Genomic DNA, 16563 nt, shown 5'->3' with positions numbered 1-16563 from the left:
CATAGCGCAGCGCCGCGCGCGGGGCAATGGCCGAGGCGGGGCCGAGGCGGGCGGGGCGGGGGGCGAGGCGGGGGGGGCTTGCCATGGCAGGGCCGCGCCACTAGGAGGTCGGCTCAGCCCCAGAAACGGAAATGCCCGATGTCAGACGCCGCAGAGCCCAAGGACCGCACGCAGCTTTACCTGATCACCCCGCCGGGGATCGATCTGGAGACCTTCCCCGACCGGCTGGCCGCGGTGCTGGACGCGGTCGAGATCTCGTGCCTGCGGCTGCGGCTGGGCAGCCAGGACGCGGATGCGGTGGCACGCGCCGCCGATGCGGTGCGGCTGATCGCGCATGAGCGCGACGTGCCCTTCGTGGTGGAGAAGCACCTGGCGCTGGCCGAGCGGCTGGGGCTGGACGGGGTCCATCTGGAAGGCACGCGCAATGTCCGCAAGGCGCGCGAGACCCTGGGCGAGGAGGCCATCGTCGGCACGTTCTGCGGCACCTCGCGCCATGACGGGATGACCGCGGGCGAGGCCGGGGCGGATTACGTCAGCTTCGGTCCCGTCGCCGATGACGGGCTGGGCGGGGAGGTGGCCGAGCTGGAGCTGTTCTCCTGGTGGTCGGACATGATCGAGCTGCCCGTGGTGGCCGAGGGCGCGCTGATCGGGCGGGGCGACGACCCGCTGGCCAAGCTGCGCGAGCTGGCGCCGATCGCCGATTTCCTGGGCCTCGGAGAGGATCTGTGGGCGGCTGGGGATCCCGTCGCGCTGATCCGGCAGATCGACGCGATCCTGGGCTGAGACGCGCCGCCGCCGGGGGCCGTCAGGTCAGGCCCTCGGTATCGATATGGATATGCGCGCCGCAATGCTTGCAATGCACGGCATCGGCATCGTGCAGTTCCAGCCCGCAGCGGCGGCATTCCACCCGCACCTTGGTGGGGCGGAACATCACCTGCGCCAGCCGCAGGAACAGCGTCACCCCGAAGATCATCACCGCCACGGCCAGCATCCGCCCCGTCGTGCCCTGCAGCGTGATGTCGCCGAACCCGGTGGTGGTCAGCGTCGTGACGGTGAAATACAGCGCATCCGCATAGTTGTTGATCTGCGGATTGATCGCCTGCTGGCTGGCATAGATCATCCCCGTCACGATGAAGAGGAAGACCAGCAGGTTGACCGTGGCCAGGATCACCTCCTCCTGGCGGCGGAAATAGGGGGAATCCTGGCGCAGCCGTGCCAGCAGCTGGTAGGAATGCAGCAGCCGCAGCGTGCGCATGGCGCGCAGGAATCCCAGCCCCTCGCCGGTGATCGGGGCGAGGAACGAAAAGATCGCCGCCATGTCCGCCCAGGTCGAGGGCCGGGTGAAGAAGCGCCAGCGATCGGCCTCCAGCCAGACGCGGATCAGGAAATCGCTGATGATGAAGAGGCCCAAGACCAGGTCCGTGATCTCGATCCATTGCGCGCGCGGCAGGAAGGAGGTGACGACGATGAACAGGATCGTCGCCAGGTCGAAGGCTACGAGCCCGTAGCGGAACCTGTGCGCCTCGCGGCTGTCCCCGTGATACAATTCGCGCAGCCCCGCCACGGTCGCCCCCTCTTGCCGGTTCCGTTCAAGACCTAGCGGGACCTTCGCGCATGGCCAACCCCCGGGGCGATCCGCCGTCCGCCCGTTGACGCCGGGGCGCCGGAGGCGCATTGCGCTGCCGGTGGCTGAGGGAATGGATGACATGCAGGCAGGTGGCGGGACCGGCGGGGCGGCGGCAGGACCGGAAGGCAATCTGGCGGGCAGCCTCTGGATGATCGCGGCGATGGCGGCCTTCGCCCTGGAAGACGCGCTGATCAAGGGGGCCGCGGCGGCCCTGCCGCCCTGGCAGGTGCTGATGCTGTTCGGGCTGGGCGGGGCGGCGGTCTTCGCGATGGCGGCCCGGCTGCGCGGCGAGGCGCTGCTTTCGGCCGCGGCCGGGTCGCGCGCGATGCGGCTGCGCGCGGTCTTCGAGGTGACGGGGCGGCTGTTCTACATGCTGGCCCTGGCGCTGACGCCGCTTTCCTCGGCAACGGTGATCCTGCAGGCGACGCCGCTGCTGGTCGTCGGGGCGGCGGCGCTGGTTCTGGGCGAGCGGGTCGGCTGGCGCCGCTGGAGCGCGATCTTGATCGGGCTGGCGGGGGTGCTCCTGATCCTGCGCCCGGGAACGGAGGGGTTCTCGGCGCTGTCGCTGCTGGCCGTGATCGGCACGCTGGGCTTTGCCGGGCGCGATCTGGCCAGCCGCGTCGCGCCGCCGTCGCTGGGTCCGGCGGTTCTGGGATTCTACGGGTTCCTGGCGGTGATCGTCGCAGGCGCCGCGCTGGCCGTCATCGACGGCACGGCGCCGGTCCGTCCGGGATCCGGCGCCGCGCTGTCGCTGGCCGGGGCCGTGGCGGCCGGAACGCTGGCCTATGGCTGCCTCATGGTGGCGATGCGCACCGGCGATGTCTCGGCCGTCACGCCGTTCCGCTACACGCGGCTGATCTTCGGCATCGCCCTGGGCATCGTGATCTTCGGCGAAAGGCCCGACGCCGCGATGATCGCGGGCGCCGGGCTGATCGTGCTGTCGGGCCTGTTCATCCTCTGGCGGGGCCGCCGGGCCTGACGGCGTGCCTTCCGGCTGCGGCGGCCCGGCCCCCGGGCGCGGTCGCCGCCGGTTCCAGGGTCAGGCCGCCTTGCGCTTGTGCCGCCCCTCGCGGATTTCCTCGATGATCTTTGCGCAGAACGCGTCCAGATCGCCGGGGTTGCGCGAGGTCACGACCGCGCGGTCGCAGACCACGGGTTCGTCCCGCCAGAGGCCGCCCGCATTCTCGACATCCCTGCGGATCGAATGGAAGGAGGTCACTTCGCGGTCGCGGATGACATCCGCCTCTACCAGGAGCCACGGGGCATGGCAGATCGCGGCCAGCGTTTTGCCGGTGTCGAAGAACGCCTTCACGAAGCTGACGGCATCTTTGTCCGCGCGCAGCACATCGGGGTTGATCTGCCCGCCGGGCAGCACCAGCGCGTCGAAATCCTCGGGCGAGACATCCGCAAGCTGACGGTCGACGGCGATGCTTTCGCCCCAGTCATCCTTGTCCCAGCTGCGGATCTCGGACTTGCCGGGCGAAACGATGACGACATTCGCCCCGGCCTCGCCCAGCTGGCGGCGCGGTTCGAAAAGTTCCGATTTCTCGAAGCCGTCAGTGGCGAGAATGGCGATGGTCGCAGACGTGATATCAGTCATGTCGTGTCTCCTTTCCGGTGATGCGGGGTCTGCCCGCGGGGTCATGCCCTGCCAACACGCGGCCTGCGGCGCGGTTCCTGTCGGCTGCCTCTCGCAGCGCTCAAGAAATGCGGAGCGGCCCGGCGCGCTCCGGCGGCAGTGCGGCGGCCGCCCGGGCAGGCCGTTTCCCTTCAGGCGTCATTAACCAGCATTCGAATATGAGTTCCCGGCGACAGAAATAAAAAGTTTTCGCTTGGTTTACGAATAAACTGTCAAAACAGAATGTGACAATGTATTGTCCCGGGTCAGGGGGATTATGCCCCTGTACCGGGAGCGATCCCAGACGTTTTAGAAGGAATTTTGTAATGAAAATCGGAGGAGTACTCCGGAGTCTTGCCGTTATTGGCACCCTGATCGGCTCCGGTTCGGCAACGCAGGCATCGGTGATGTTCGTCAGTTCCGACTGTGACGGCGTCATCGGGATCTCGGATGTGTGCAACCTGGCGGATTTCGGCACCTACACGATCGATATCCTCTATACCGACACGGTCGATACCAGCGGCGGCTCGGTGGGCTTGCATGCCTTCACCGCCCTTGCCCAGGACGGGACCGAGATCACATCGCTCAGCTTCGCCTTTTCCAGCGCCATTACCAAGACGACGATCTTCGACTTGGTGATCGCCGGTCAGACCTCGCTGGCGATCGGATACACGCTGGATACGGCGCTGGCGGATGGGGACCTGATCGGCACGCTGACCTATACGACCGGCACTGTCGGGATCGATCCCGATGACGACAAGGCCGACCTGAAACTGGCGGGTTCGGTCCTGGCCGGCACCACGGTCTATGATCCGGTGCTGGGCGCGGTCTGGCGGGCCCGTGTCGACGTGCAGAAGACCATCGTGTCCGATCCGCCGCCGGTGCCGCTTCCGGCTTCGGCGATGCTGCTTGTCGGGGGGATCGGCGCGCTGGCGGGCCTGCGCAGGCGGCGCCGCGCCGGCTGATGACGGCGCCCGCGGGCGCCGCGGCGGCAGGCTTGCCGCCGGCCATTGCCGGGGTCCCGTCGCAGGGGTCCCGGTCCTGCATCGTCTCCTGCATCGGCGGGCTTGCCGCCCGCCGATGATCTGCCCATATCCGGAAGGCCGCAGAACCGGAGGAACCGATGGGCTATGTGAAGACCGCGCTGCTGATGGCCGCGATGACGGCGCTGTTCATGGGGATCGGCTATCTCCTGGGCGGCGGGGGCGGCGCGCTGGTGGCGCTGGTCGTGGCGGGGGGCATGAATGTTTTCAGCTGGTGGAATTCCGACAAGATGGTGCTGCGCATGCACAATGCGCATTTCCTGGCGCCGGGCGACCGCTACGGGCTCAACGAGATGGTCGCGGGCCTGGCCCGGCAGGGCGGGCTGCCCAGCCCGGCAGTCTACCTGATCGAGGAGGCCCAGCCCAATGCCTTCGCCACCGGGCGCAGCCCGGACAACGCGGCGGTGGCGGTCACGTCGGGCCTGCTGGCGCGGCTCAGCCGCGAGGAGGTCGCGGGGGTCGTGGCCCATGAACTGGCGCATATCCGCAACCGCGATACCGCGATCATGACCGTGACGGCCACCTTCGCCGGGGCGATCTCGATGCTGGCCAATTTCGCGCTGTTCTTCGGCGGCAGCCGGGAAAGGGCGGGGATCGTCGGCACCATCGCGCTGATGATCCTGGCACCGCTTGCGGCGACGCTGGTGCAGATGGCGATCTCGCGGTCGCGCGAATACGAGGCCGACCGCATCGGCGCGGAAATCTGCGGCAATCCCGAATGGCTGGCCTCGGCGCTGGAAGGGCTTCAGCGCAGCGCACCGCGCATCAACAATGCCGCGGCAGAGCGCAACCCGGCCACCGCGCACATGTTCATCATCAACCCGCTGCACGGCGGGAAGATGGACAATCTCTTCGCCACGCATCCGGCGACCGAGAACCGCGTGGCGGCGCTGCGGGCGATGGGGGGCGGCGCCGCAGGGCGCCCGGCCCGGCGGCCTTCGGTGCCCCCGGCCGGGCCGCGCAGCGGTCCCTGGGGCTGAGCCTCAGGCGCGCGGGCTGCCTGCGATGTCGCCGCGTTCGAAGGGAAGGGTCTCCAGATGGCGCAACCGGGTCGCGATCATCGCGGCCTGGATCAGCGTGGAGGCGCCGTAGCAGGCGCAGATGGCGCGCTCCGCCTCTTCGGGGGACAGCCCCTGCCGGGTCGCGGCCTCTTCGGCGGGAATGCCTTGGGAGATGGCCCGCAGCACCTGCAGCAGCGCCAGGGGCGGCCGCCGGTCGGCACGGTATTCCTCCGAGGCGACCTCCGCGAAGGCCCGGGCCAGCGCCTCGGCCAGGAATTCGAAATCCGAAAGCTCCGGCTCCAGTCCCGCGCGGAACGTCGTGTCGTCGAGCGTGGAGGAAAGCGTGACGGCCACCCGCAGATCCTTCCAGATGCGGCAGGGCAGCGTGTATCCGGAGGCCCCGACGCCCAGCCGCGACGCGGCGGCAAAGAAATCCTCCACCTCCGGGTGATCGCGTTCCAGCATGTCCCAGTAGAATCCCGCCATGCTGCTGCGAGCCCGCGCAAGGACCGGGTCGATGGCGGAATAGCCGCGTTCGACATAGCGCGTGATCCAGGGTTCGGGATAGCTGGTCACGACCCGCGGATCGATCAGCATCGAGGGCGTGTCGGTGATGACATGCACCGTGGCGTGGCTCGCGCCGAAGCGACAGGCCAGCGCCTGCAGGACGGGAGCGATGGCGGTGGGGTCGCGGATCTCCGCGATCTCCCGCGCCAGGGCTTCGGCATCCTCGTGGCGCAGCACCCGGAGGCGTTCCAGCTGGCCTGACTTGACCAGCCGCAGGATGTCTTCGGCCAGCACATCCTCGCCGACGCTGCGAAGCGATCCGATGGAGTTCACGAGGGATGTGTAGACCCAGTTGGCCATCATGCCCCGAGGATAGACCGGGCCGCCCGCCCGGGCCAAGAGATTTCGCTCGCGGAAACGAATTGGCAGGGAATTCCGGTGCTTTCTGAATTTGTTTTCAATTTGTTCCAAATTCACGGGAGCCAGATATTCCATGACAAGAATCCTCGACCATCATGCCTTTTCCGCCCGTCCCGCCCTGTCCCGCCGCATCTTCGGCGACCGCGCGGCGCAATTCGTCACCCGCCATGGCTGGCCGCTGGACCTCAGCGGAGAGGGGCAGGAAACGGACCAGTTCGACGCGCCGGGGACGGAATATCTGATCGCCGAAGAGGCGGGGGTGCCGCTGGCCTCGCTGCGGCTGCGCCGGGCGCGTCTGGGCAGCCTGACCGAAGCGGCTTTCCCCGCGCTGTGGGACCGCCACGCGGACCGTCTTGCCGGGCTGTCGGAGGTGACGCGGTTCTGCGCGGCGCCGGGGGCGGACGCGCCCGCGCGCCGGGCCGCAGTGGCGGAGCTGCTTCTGGGCCTGTGCCGCCATGGCGGAGCAAGCGGGCAGGCATTGGTCTTCGGCATCGTCTATCCGGGGGTCGCCCGGGCCATCCGCCACGCGGGATGGGACCACCACCGCCTCGACCGGTTCGAGACCGACGGGCGCGAGACCTGGCTCTGCCTGTGGGCGTGCACGGCCGAGACGGAATGGCGGCTTGGAGAAGGGGCCGCCCGCCTGGCAGAGCGGGCGGCGGTTGCGCGGCAGCAGGCTGCGCGCGCGGCCTGACCGTCAGAAACTGTCGTTCTGCCAGGCTTTGACCAGGTTGCCGAAACGGGTGAAACGACCCTCGAAGCTCAGCTCCACGGTGCCGATCGGCCCGTGGCGCTGCTTGCCCAGGATCACCTCGGCCTTGCCATGGCAGCGCTCCATCGTCTCCTGCCACTTGGCCATGGCCTCGAGATTGTCGTCGGAGGGCTTTTCGCGTTCCTTGTAGTATTCCTCGCGGTAAACGAACATCACCACATCGGCATCCTGCTCGATCGAGCCGGATTCGCGCAGGTCCGAAAGCTGCGGACGCTTGTCCTCGCGGCTTTCGACGGCCCGGCTCAGCTGCGACAGCGCGACGACGGGGATGTTCAGCTCTTTGGCGATGGCCTTGAGGCCCTGCGTGATCTCGGAGACTTCGTTGACGCGGCTGTCCTTGGCGGAGGCGGGGCGCACCAGCTGCAGATAGTCCACGATCAGCGCATCCAGCCCATGCGTCCGCTTCAGCCGCCGCGCCCGGGCGGCAAGCTGCGAGATCGGCAGGGCGGGCGTGTCGTCGATATAGAGCGGGCAGGATTCCAGCGTCTTCGCCGCCTCGACGAAGCGGCGGAACTCGGCCTCGGTCATGTCGCCGCGGCGGATCTGTTCCGACGGCACCTCGGAGGCTTCGGACAGGACCCGCGCGGCCAGCTGTTCGGACGACATCTCCAGCGAGTAGAAGCCCACGACGCCGCCATTCACCGCGCCTTCGGTCCCGTCGGGCAGGGTGCCCTTCTTGTAGGCCTTGGCGATGTTGAAGGCGATGTTGGTGGCCAGCGAGGTCTTGCCCATGGACGGACGCCCGGCGAGGATCAGAAGGTCCGACCGGTGCAGCCCGCCCAGCTTCTTATCGAGGTCGTCGAGCCCGGTGGAGATGCCCGCCAGGCCGCCATCGCGCTGATAGGCGGCATTGGCGACATTCACCGCCTCGGTCACGGCGCGCAGGAAGGAGGTGAAGCCCTTCGAGGCCTGGCCCTGTTCGCCCATCGCATAGAGCGCCTGCTCGGCCTGGACGATCTGATCCTTGGGCTCGCTATCGGCCTCGACGCGGCGCGCGCGTTCCGAGATGTCGCGGCCCAGCTGCATCAGCTGGCGGCGCATGTACATGTCATGGATCAGCTGCGCGTAATCGGCCGCCGCGAAGGTGGAGATCGCCGCCCCCGCCAGCCGCGCCAGATAGGCCGGCCCGCCCAGTTCCGCCAGCCCCGGATCGTCCTCGAGGAACGCCCCCAGCGTCACCGGGCTGACCAGCGCGTTCTTGGCAAAGCGGCTGGCCGCGATCTCGAAGATCCGCCCGTGGACGGGGTCGTAGAAATGGTCCGATTTCAGGATCGACGCCACGCGGTCGAAGACCCGGTCATTGGTCAGGATCGCGCCCAGAAGCTGCTGTTCGGCCTCGATGGAATGCGGTAGCGCGTCGCTGACTTCCTCGGCGCTTTGCGCACCGATCTGTCCCATGTCGTTCATGGTTCCTGCCTCACTGTCACCCGTACCGGGCGGGATAGTCCCTTGCCCCTGTTGGGTGCAAGGCGGATATCCTGTGGATAACCTTGTATAACTGCTCGCGTCCAGATTAGGGGTCTGGCCGGATTCTGTCCACAAGGGATTGTGGGCGGTTTCAGGCCTTCCCTTGCGTAACCATGAGGCGGGACAGGCCGTGGAAATGATAGGTGGGCGCGAAAGCGGGCGGTTCCGCAAGGCGCAGGCCCGGCAGGCGCGCGAAGAGCACCCTCAGCGCGATCTGCATCTCCAGCCGCGCCAGCGGCGCGCCGAGGCAGAAATGGACCCCCGCGCCGAAGGAGGTCAGGGCCTTGGCATTGCGCCCCGGACGGAAGGCGGCGGGCGCGTCGAAGACCGCCGGGTCGCGATTGGCGGCCCCCAGCAGGCAGGCGACCTGCCGGCCCTTGGCGAAGGCGTGGCCCGCGACCTCGGTGTCGCGCTGGGTGTAGCGGGTGAAGAGATGCAGCGGCGGATCGAGGCGAAGCGCCTCCTCGGCGGTCGCGGCCACCTGTCCGGCGGAGGCCAGGGCCGCGGGATCGGGGGTGGCCAGCAGCAGGCGCACGGCATTCCCGATCGCATGGACCGTCGCCTCGTGCCCGGCATTCAGCAGAAGGACGCATGTGCCCAGCACCTCGTCCGCGCTCAGCCGACCGGCCTCTGCCTCGGCCTTCAGCGCCTGGGCCAGGTCGCCATCGGCCCGGCCCTCCTTCGTCGCGAGGGAGGCGGTGAGATGTGCCGCGAACTCGGCCGAGGCCCGTTCCGCCGCCGCGCGCTCCGCCCCCTGCGGGGCCTGCGTGTAGAGGCGCACCATCGCATGGGACCACTCCAGCAGCTTCGGCGCCAGCGCGACCGGTTCGCCCAGCATCTGCGCGATCACCGTCACGGGGATGGGCGTGCAATAGGCGGAGAGAAGGTCGAAGGGTCCCCGGGGGAAGGCATCGATCAGCTCGTGGCACAGCGCCTCGATCTGCGGGGCCATCGCCTGCACGCGGGCATTGGTGAAGGCCGTGACCACCGAGCGGCGCAGCACCGGGTGGCGCGGGGCCTCGTTGGACAGCATCGAGGCCTCCTCCAGGCGGCGGAAGGCAGGCAGGTCGTCCCAGGGCGTGGGGGCCTCGTGGCCCGCCGGGGGAAGCCGGGCGAAGTCGCGGCCGCGCAGGATCGCCTGGACCGCCTCGTGGGAGACGGCGGCCGCCATGCCGTAATCCTCCCACATCACGATGTCGCCTTCCCTGCGCATCGCCTCATAGGCGGGATAGGGATCCTGGACGAAGGCGGGGTCGGCGGGCGACTGGCGAAAGCTGTGCATGTGCTTCGATACGCAGGCCGCGGAGCCTTGCCAAGCACCGCGCCCCGCAGGCGGGGTCTTGGAAGGACGGGGGGCGGGTCCTATGCTGCGCGGATGACGCCGATCCGCCGCCGCCTCCTGCCTGCGCTCCTGGTGCTCTGCGGCGCATCTGCCGCAGGGCTTGCCGCCTGGCATATCGGCTGGCCCGCCACGTTGCGCCTGGTGGCGGCGCGGGCCGAAACCGACCTGACGCTGACCTCCGAGCGCCTGATCGCGCAATTGCAGAGCTATCGCGAACTGGCGGTCCTGCTGGCGGACCATCCCGAGGTGGAGGCGCTGCTGCGTCCGGGCTTCGCGGTGCTGGATCCCACGCTGCAGGAGGTGACGCGCCGCGAGGCGGAGACGCTGCTGCAGGAGATCGCCGACAAGACCGGGGCGCTGCGCATCGGGGTCTACCGGTCGAACGGGCAGGGCATGGCGCAGAGCGACCTGGACAGGGGCGCGCGCCTGCCGCTGCTGTGGCAGGAGGCGGCGGAACGCGCCTTCCAGGGGGCGCTGGGGCTGGTGACGGGGGTGGATCCCGATAGCGGACGGCGCAGCTTTGCCTTCGCCGCGCCGGTCTTCACGCGTCGCAGCGCCGCGCCCAGCGGCGTGCTGGTCGTTGCCGCGGACCTTGAGGCGATCGAGGCGGAATGGCGTGCGGACCCGGTGGCGGTGTTCTTCCGCGATGCGCAGGGACGGGTGATGCTGTCCAATCGCAGCGAACTGGTGCTGGCGACGATGGGCGCGCGGGGCGGTGCCTTTCCCGATTACAGCGCCCGCAAGGTCGCGGGGCATGACCTGTGGCGCCTGCCGCCGGGGGGACGATACCTGCCGGGCATGGCGCTGCATGTCGGGCGCGACCTGCCGCAGATCGGGATGCGCGCCGATGTTCTGGTCGATCTTGCCACCGCGCGGCGCATCGCGCTGACCCAGACCGGGCTGGCCGTGCTGGCGGCCCTGTCCGCGGGGGCGCTGGGCCTGTGGCTGATGGCCCGGCGCGACGCGCTGCGCAACCGGCTGCGGGCGGAGGCGGCGGCCAAGGAGGCGCTGGAGGCGCGGGTGCGCGACCGCACGCGCGACCTGTCCCAGGCCAATGACAGGCTGCGCCACGAGGTGGCGGAACGGCGCGAGGCGGAGGCGCGGCTGAAGGCGGCGCAGGACCGTCTGGTGCAGGCGCGCAAGCTTTCTGCGCTGGGCGAGATGTCGGCGGGGATCAGCCACGAGCTGAACCAGCCGCTGATGGCGATCCAGTCCTTTTCCGAGAATGCGCGGCTGCTGCTGGAGCGGGGGCGCACGGATGTGGTCGCACAGAACCTGGGGCGCATCTCGGAACTTGGCGAGCGCATGGGGCGGATCATCCGCAACCTGCGGGCCTTCGCCCGGCAGGAGAGCGCCCCGGTGCGGCCGGTCGATCCGGTCCGCGTCGTCGAAGCCGTCCTCGATATGGCAGGGTCCCGCCTGCAAGACACGGGCATGCATCTGGACTGGCAGCCGCCGGAGGGGCCGGTGCGGGTGATGGCCGGGGAGGTGCGGCTCCAGCAGGTGCTGACCAATCTGGTGCAGAACGCGCTGGACGCCATGGAGCCGGGGGGCGGCACGCTGAGCATCGCGATCGAGCCCGCCGCGGGCGAGGTGCGCATCCGCGTCGCCGATCGCGGACCGGGCCTGGCGCATCCCGACCGGATCTTCGATCCCTTCTACACCACCAAGGCGGTGGGTCCGGCCGAGGGGATGGGGCTGGGCCTGTCCATTTCCTACGGGCTGGTGCAGAGTTTCGGCGGCAATATCGAGGGACGCAACCGGACGGGCGGCGGCGCGGTCTTCACCGTGACCCTGCCTGTCCCGCCGGATGAGGCACAGCCATGACCACCGAGGTACTTCTGGTCGAGGACGACCCGATCCTGCGCGAGGCCCTTGCCCAGACGCTGGACCTTGCGGGGTACCGTGTTCATGCGGCGGGCAGTTTCGTGGCCTCCAAGGATCTGATCTCGGCAGGGTTCCCCGGCATCATCGTCACCGATATCCGCATGCCGGGGCGCGACGGCTTCCATTTGCTGGATTACGCGCGGGGGCAGGACGGCGAATTGCCGGTGATCCTGCTGACCGGCGAGGGGGACATCCCCATGGCGGTGCGCGCCATGCAGGAGGGGGCCTTCGATTTCCTTGAGAAGCCCTGCGACCCCAAGACCCTGCTGGCCGCGGTGGAGCGCGCGGCGCGGATGCGCGGGCTCGTCATGGAGAACCGCGCGCTGAAGCGCCGCCTGACCCGGGGCGATCATGCCGCGCGGATGATCCCCGGCAAGAGCCTTGTCGCGCAGGCCTATCGCGACCGTCTGCGGGCGGTGGCCGCGGCCGGGCAGCCGGTGCTGGTGACCGGCCCGGACGGGGCGAACACGCCGAAGGTGGCGGATGTCATCCGCCGGCTGGCCGGGCGCGAGGGACAGGGTTTCGAAAGGCGGGTCTCCTACGGGCTCGGCCCCTCCGATCTGGCCGCGGCCTTCGGGGCGGTGGAGACGGGCACGCTGTTCCTGGACGAGATCGCGTCGCTCCCGGCCGATACGCAATTCGCATTGCTGGAGCGGCTGGAAGCGGGCAGCCCGGCGCTGGTGATCGCGGGAAGCTATCGCGACCTGGCCGCCGTGCCGGGGTTCAACACCGATCTGCGCCTGCAGCTGGATGCGGTCCGGGTGGACATACCGGCCCTGCGCGACCGGGTGGAGGATATCCCGGACCTGTTCCTGTACTATGTCGCCGATATCGCGGAGCGTTCGCGCGTGCCCGTCCCGGCCGTTCCCGACGGCTATCTGGCGGATCTGATGGCCCGTGACTGGCCGGGCAATGCCCGCGCGCTGATGAACGAGGCCACGCAATTCGTGCTGGGGCTGGAAGATCCCGGCGCCGAGGAGGGTCTGAGCCTCGCGGAACACATGGCGCAGGTGGAAAAGACCTTGCTGGTGCGGGCCCTGCAGCGCAGCGGCGGCCAGGCCAGCCGCGCGGCTGCCGACCTGCGCCTGCCGCGCAAGACGTTCTACGACAAGCTGGCCCGTCACGGGCTGCGTCCCGAATCCTTTCGCTGAGGCCGTCGATTCGGGCGGCGCGCGCCGGTCTGCCTGTGCGGATTTCCGCACAACGGGCGGGGGCGCCGTGTGGTTTTCCGCACATGGGCTGATCCCATGCGTTCAGCGCATGGCGGATATGCACATTAACCCTTCATGAATTCAAAGGGTTGCGCAGTTGCCGCGGCGCAGCTGGGCGGTTGCTTGCCGGGCGGGGCAGGGCATTGCCTAAAAAGACACGCCCCCAGGGGGCCGTGACACAGACCGAGGGAGGACTTCTCGTGAAATTCCTGACCACCGTGGCCGTTCTGGCCCTTTCCACCTCTGCGGCGCTTGCCAATTGCGACCCGGGCGAGACCGTCATCAAGTTCAGCCATGTCACCAATACCGACAAGCATCCCAAGGGGATTGCCGCCGCGCTGCTGCAGAGCCGCGTCAACGAGGAGATGAATGGCACGGCCTGCATGGAGGTCTATCCCAACTCCACGCTCTACAATGACGACCAGGTGCTGGAGGCGATGCTGCAGGGCGATGTCCAGCTTGCGGCGCCCTCGTTGTCCAAGTTCGAGAAGTTCACCAAGAAATTCCGCATTTTCGACCTGCCGTTCATGTTCGTGAACATGGAGGCCGTGGACGCGTTCCAGAATTCCGATGCCGGGCAGGAGATGCTGTCCTCGATGGAGCGCCGCGGTCTGGTCGGGCTGGGCTTCTGGCATAACGGGCTGAAGCAATTCTCGGCCAACAAGCCGCTGGAAATGCCCGGGGATGCCGCGGGCCTGAAATTCCGCGTCCAGCCTTCCGACGTGCTGGTGGCGCAGATGCAGGCGCTGGATGCCTCGCCGCAGCCCATGGCCTTCTCCGAGGTCTATGGCGCGCTGCAGACCGGGGTCGTGGACGGGCAGGAAAACACCTGGTCCAACATCTACGGCCAGAAATTCTTCGAGGTGCAGGACGGCATCACCGAGACCAATCACGGCGTGCTCGACTACATGGTCGTGACCTCGGCCGACTGGTGGGACAGCCTGCCCGATGACGTGCGCGGCCAGCTGGGCACCATCATCACCGAGGTCACGCAGGAGCGCAACGCGGCCATCGCCGAGGTCGATGCCGAGAACCGCCAGGCGATCCTGGATGCGGGCGGGGTGATCCGCGAACTGACCCCCGAGCAGCGCGGCGCCTGGGTCGAGGCGATGAAGCCGGTCTGGGCCCAGTTCGAGGAAGATGTCGGCGCCGAGAACATCGAGGCGGCCCAGAAGATCAACGACAGCATGTAATTCGCGCCGGACGACGGGGGCCGGGCATTGTCCGGCCCCTTTTTCGTCCGCGCCTTTCGGGGAGAGGCCCATGAGCGGGCAGAGACATCAACCGCAGACCCTGTTCGGCCAGTCTGTCGCCCGTGCCGAGGAGGTCGTGATCGCGGCGCTTCTGGGGGCGATGGTGCTGCTGACCTTCGTCAACGTGGTGCTGCGCTACGTGTTCAACCATTCCATCATCTGGGGGCTGGAGGTGGTGCTGGTGCTCTTTGCCTGGCTCGTCCTCTTCGGCATAAGCCATGCCTTCCGCGTCACCGCGCATCTGGGCGTGGATGCGATCGTCAACATCGTGCCGCCGCGGGCCAAGAGGGCGCTGGGCGTGATCTCGGCGCTGTGCTGCATCGCCTATGCCTTCCTCCTGCTGAAGGGGGCGTGGGATTACTGGGCGCCCTTCGCGGGGCTGGATGCCACGACGGGGCGCTGGTTTCCCACGGGATTCGCGTCCAGCCGCGACCAAGCCTGGTACGAGACCGACCAGATCCCGATGCTGGACTGGCTGCGCTGGATGGAGCCGGTGTTCAACGCGGGCGAAAGCTACGAGAAACTGCCGCGGATGATCCCCTACCTGATCCTGCCCGTGGGCTGCCTGCTGCTGCTGCTGCGGGTGATCGAGGCCTTCCTCGGCGTGCTTGCGGGCCGCAATGACAGCCTGATCGTCAGCCACGAGGCGGAGGATCAGATCGACGACCTTTCCGCCACCCATCACAAGGACTGACGCGCCGATGGAAATCGTTCTTCTCTTCGTCGTGATCGTGGCGCTGCTGCTGATCGGCGTGCCGATCGCGGTCTCGCTCGGGCTCAGCTCGATCCTGTTCCTGCTGGTGAATTCGGAAAGCTCGCTGGCCTCGGTCTCGCAATCGCTCTACCAGGCGATGGCCGGGCATTACACGCTGCTGGCGATCCCGTTCTTCATCCTGGCTTCCTCCTTCATGTCCACCGGCGGGGTGGCGCGGCGGATCATCCGCTTTGCCATCGCCTGCGTCGGGCATCTGCCCGGCGGTCTGGCCATTGCCGGGGTCTTCGCCTGCATGATCTTCGCCGCGCTGTCGGGGTCCTCGCCCGCGACCGTGGTCGCCATCGGCTCGATCGTCATCGCGGCGATGCGCAAGGTGGGCTATTCGCGCGACTTCGCGGCGGGCGTCATCTGCAACGCGGGCACGCTGGGCATCCTGATCCCGCCCTCCATCGTCATGGTCGTCTATGCCTCGGCCACCGATGTCTCGGTCGGGCGGATGTTCCTGGCGGGCGTGATCCCGGGGCTGATGGCGGGAGGCATGCTGATGGTCACGATCTATGTCATGGCCCGGCTGCGCAACCTGCCCAAGGGCGACTGGCTGGGCTGGGACGAGATCGGCGCCTCCTTCCGCGATGCGTTCTGGGGGCTGATGCTGATCGTCATCATCATGGTGGGGATCTATGGCATTCCCGGCGTGACCGGCGCGATCTTCACCCCCACGGAGGCGGCGGCGGCGGCCTCGGTCTATGCCTTCCTGGTTGCCTGCTTCGTCTATCGCGACATGGGCCCGCTTTCGGGCGGCGAGACGGGGCGCAACCTGACGCTGCTGGAGCGGCCGCATGCGCTGGTCACCGCCTTCTTCCACCGCGACACGCTGCGCACGCTCTATGATGCGGGCAAGCTGACCGTGACGCTGATGTTCATCATCGCCAACGCGCTGATCCTCAAGCATGTGCTGACCGACGAGCAGGTGCCGCAGCATATCGCCGAGGCGATGCTGGGCGCGGGGCTGGGGCCGGTGACCTTCCTCATCATGGTCAATGTCATCCTGCTGGTCGGCGGGCAGTTCATGGAGCCTTCGGGTCTGCTGGTGATCGTCGCGCCGCTGGTCTTCCCGATCGCCATCGAACTGGGGATCGACCCGATCCATCTGGGCATCATCATGGTGGTGAACATGGAGATCGGCATGATCACGCCGCCGGTCGGGCTGAACCTCTTCGTCACCTCGGGCGTGGCGGGGATGCCGATGATGGCGGTGGTGCGCGCCGCGCTGCCCTTCCTGGCGGTGCTCTTCGTCTTCCTGATCCTGGTCACCTATGTCCCGGCGCTGTCGACCTGGCTGCCGACGACGATGATGGGGCCGGAGATCATCACCCGGTAAGCGAAGCACGGCAGGCGCAGGCGGCAGGTCCGAGAGGACGGGCAGGCCGTCTGCGCCATCCGCTCCGCCAAGGAGCGGCCTCGCCCGGGAACGGGCAGGCGCAAGGCAGGGCGAATGCGGGCAGGGCGGGCCGCCGGAGATTCTCCGGCGGTCCGCTGCGTTCGGCGACATGGCTCAGCGGCTGCTGGACGCGGAGCTGGTGCTGTTATTGTCGTTGCTGGCCACGGCGACGGCCACGCCGATCGCGGCGGCGGCGGCCACGCCAACGGCCAGGGCCCCCGCGGTGATGCCGCCCGCCAGGGCGCCGCCGGCGGCACCT

Annotated in this window: 15 protein-coding genes; 10 read left to right on the top strand and 5 right to left on the bottom strand. The window is 68.5% G+C overall.

Annotated elements, in window-relative coordinates; translation table 11 throughout:
• The first annotated feature begins 138 nt into the window (after positions 1-138).
• Complete coding sequence (locus ICN82_RS02290) at positions 139-783, top strand: thiamine phosphate synthase (protein WP_193179223.1); 645 nt, start codon at positions 139-141, stop codon at positions 781-783.
• A 22-nt stretch (positions 784-805) separates the two neighbouring features.
• Here the strand turns inward: ICN82_RS02290 and ICN82_RS02285 are convergent, their stop codons facing one another.
• The gene (locus ICN82_RS02285; RefSeq protein ID WP_330998949.1) at positions 806-1564 is read right to left on the bottom strand and encodes an ion channel; all 759 of its coding nucleotides are present in this window, start codon (positions 1562-1564) and stop codon (positions 806-808) included.
• A gap of 133 nt (positions 1565-1697) precedes the next feature.
• Between ICN82_RS02285 and ICN82_RS02280 the strand changes: the two genes are divergently transcribed.
• Positions 1698-2606 (top strand): DMT family transporter, encoded by a 909-nt coding sequence (locus ICN82_RS02280; RefSeq protein ID WP_407943739.1) that lies wholly within the window; start codon positions 1698-1700, stop codon positions 2604-2606.
• Between the two features lie 60 nt (positions 2607-2666).
• On the opposite strand, the gene ICN82_RS02275 is transcribed toward ICN82_RS02280, so the two are convergent.
• Positions 2667-3227, bottom strand: a complete 561-nt coding sequence (locus ICN82_RS02275) for a type 1 glutamine amidotransferase domain-containing protein (RefSeq protein ID WP_193179221.1) — start codon at positions 3225-3227, stop codon at positions 2667-2669.
• A gap of 425 nt (positions 3228-3652) precedes the next feature.
• On the opposite strand from ICN82_RS02275, the gene ICN82_RS02270 reads away from it, so the two are divergent.
• Positions 3653-4210, top strand: coding sequence for a VPLPA-CTERM sorting domain-containing protein (locus tag ICN82_RS02270; protein ID WP_193179220.1), 558 nt, complete (start codon positions 3653-3655; stop codon positions 4208-4210).
• Positions 4211-4368: 158 nt separating this feature from the next.
• Positions 4369-5268 carry a zinc metalloprotease HtpX gene (htpX, locus tag ICN82_RS02265; RefSeq protein WP_193179219.1) on the top strand — a complete coding sequence of 300 codons (900 nt, stop codon included), beginning with the start codon at positions 4369-4371 and terminating at the stop codon, positions 5266-5268.
• 3 nt (positions 5269-5271) lie between these two features.
• Here htpX and ICN82_RS02260 read toward each other — a convergent pair whose 3' ends face one another.
• The gene (locus ICN82_RS02260) at positions 5272-6159 is read right to left on the bottom strand and encodes an autoinducer binding domain-containing protein (RefSeq protein WP_193179218.1); all 888 of its coding nucleotides are present in this window, start codon (positions 6157-6159) and stop codon (positions 5272-5274) included.
• Positions 6160-6289: 130 nt separating this feature from the next.
• Here ICN82_RS02260 and ICN82_RS02255 point away from each other — a divergent pair, with 130 nt between their 5' ends.
• A complete protein-coding gene (locus ICN82_RS02255; RefSeq protein WP_193179217.1) occupies positions 6290-6910 on the top strand; it encodes an acyl-homoserine-lactone synthase in 621 nt (206 codons plus the stop codon).
• Positions 6911-6913: 3 nt separating this feature from the next.
• Here ICN82_RS02255 and ICN82_RS02250 read toward each other — a convergent pair whose 3' ends face one another.
• Both ICN82_RS02250 and ICN82_RS02245 read right to left on the bottom strand, forming a co-directional pair.
• The gene (locus tag ICN82_RS02250) at positions 6914-8395 is read right to left on the bottom strand and encodes a replicative DNA helicase (RefSeq protein ID WP_193179216.1); all 1482 of its coding nucleotides are present in this window, start codon (positions 8393-8395) and stop codon (positions 6914-6916) included.
• Positions 8396-8546: 151 nt separating this feature from the next.
• Positions 8547-9737 carry a cytochrome P450 gene (locus ICN82_RS02245; RefSeq protein WP_193179215.1) on the bottom strand — a complete coding sequence of 397 codons (1191 nt, stop codon included), beginning with the start codon at positions 9735-9737 and terminating at the stop codon, positions 8547-8549.
• 93 nt (positions 9738-9830) lie between these two features.
• On the opposite strand from ICN82_RS02245, the gene ICN82_RS02240 reads away from it, so the two are divergent.
• The 5 genes from ICN82_RS02240 to ICN82_RS02220 all read left to right on the top strand — a co-directional run bounded on the left by ICN82_RS02240 (position 9831) and on the right by ICN82_RS02220 (position 16244).
• The gene (locus ICN82_RS02240; RefSeq protein ID WP_193179214.1) at positions 9831-11624 is read left to right on the top strand and encodes a sensor histidine kinase; all 1794 of its coding nucleotides are present in this window, start codon (positions 9831-9833) and stop codon (positions 11622-11624) included.
• The gene (locus ICN82_RS02235; RefSeq protein WP_193179213.1) at positions 11621-12835 is read left to right on the top strand and encodes a sigma-54-dependent transcriptional regulator; all 1215 of its coding nucleotides are present in this window, start codon (positions 11621-11623) and stop codon (positions 12833-12835) included. Before ICN82_RS02240 ends, ICN82_RS02235 begins: the two co-directional genes overlap by 4 nt.
• Positions 12836-13095: 260 nt before the next feature.
• Positions 13096-14088, top strand: a complete 993-nt coding sequence (locus ICN82_RS02230; RefSeq protein WP_193179212.1) for a TRAP transporter substrate-binding protein — start codon at positions 13096-13098, stop codon at positions 14086-14088.
• Between the two features lie 70 nt (positions 14089-14158).
• On the top strand, positions 14159-14842 hold the full coding sequence (locus ICN82_RS02225) for a TRAP transporter small permease (protein ID WP_193179211.1): 684 nt from the start codon (positions 14159-14161) through the stop codon (positions 14840-14842).
• 7 nt (positions 14843-14849) lie between these two features.
• Complete coding sequence (locus ICN82_RS02220) at positions 14850-16244, top strand: TRAP transporter large permease (protein ID WP_193179210.1); 1395 nt, start codon at positions 14850-14852, stop codon at positions 16242-16244.
• Positions 16245-16563: the final 319 nt, after the last annotated feature.

It is taken from the genome of Mangrovicoccus algicola (genome assembly GCF_014903745.1).
GTDB classification, from domain to species: domain Bacteria; phylum Pseudomonadota; class Alphaproteobacteria; order Rhodobacterales; family Rhodobacteraceae; genus Mangrovicoccus; species Mangrovicoccus algicola.
This window is presented reverse-complemented; position numbering and strand designations above follow the sequence as displayed.

Bases quoted from the DNA above. Each gene is read 5' to 3' on its own strand.
- ICN82_RS02290 (WP_193179223.1), top strand. From the start codon at position 139: ATGTCAGACGCCGCAGAGCCCAAGGACCGCACGCAGCTTTACCTGATC.
- ICN82_RS02235 (WP_193179213.1), top strand. From the start codon at position 11,621: ATGACCACCGAGGTACTTCTGGTCGAGGACGACCCGATCCTGCGCGAG.
- ICN82_RS02280 (WP_407943739.1), top strand. From the start codon at position 1,698: ATGGATGACATGCAGGCAGGTGGCGGGACCGGCGGGGCGGCGGCAGGA.
- ICN82_RS02220 (WP_193179210.1), top strand. From the start codon at position 14,850: ATGGAAATCGTTCTTCTCTTCGTCGTGATCGTGGCGCTGCTGCTGATC.
- ICN82_RS02240 (WP_193179214.1), top strand. From the start codon at position 9,831: ATGACGCCGATCCGCCGCCGCCTCCTGCCTGCGCTCCTGGTGCTCTGC.
- ICN82_RS02250 (WP_193179216.1), bottom strand. From the start codon at position 8,395: ATGAACGACATGGGACAGATCGGTGCGCAAAGCGCCGAGGAAGTCAGC.
- ICN82_RS02275 (WP_193179221.1), bottom strand. From the start codon at position 3,227: ATGACTGATATCACGTCTGCGACCATCGCCATTCTCGCCACTGACGGC.
- ICN82_RS02260 (WP_193179218.1), bottom strand. From the start codon at position 6,159: ATGATGGCCAACTGGGTCTACACATCCCTCGTGAACTCCATCGGATCG.
- ICN82_RS02225 (WP_193179211.1), top strand. From the start codon at position 14,159: ATGAGCGGGCAGAGACATCAACCGCAGACCCTGTTCGGCCAGTCTGTC.
- ICN82_RS02255 (WP_193179217.1), top strand. From the start codon at position 6,290: ATGACAAGAATCCTCGACCATCATGCCTTTTCCGCCCGTCCCGCCCTG.
- ICN82_RS02270 (WP_193179220.1), top strand. From the start codon at position 3,653: ATGTTCGTCAGTTCCGACTGTGACGGCGTCATCGGGATCTCGGATGTG.
- ICN82_RS02245 (WP_193179215.1), bottom strand. From the start codon at position 9,737: ATGCACAGCTTTCGCCAGTCGCCCGCCGACCCCGCCTTCGTCCAGGAT.
- htpX (WP_193179219.1), top strand. From the start codon at position 4,369: ATGGGCTATGTGAAGACCGCGCTGCTGATGGCCGCGATGACGGCGCTG.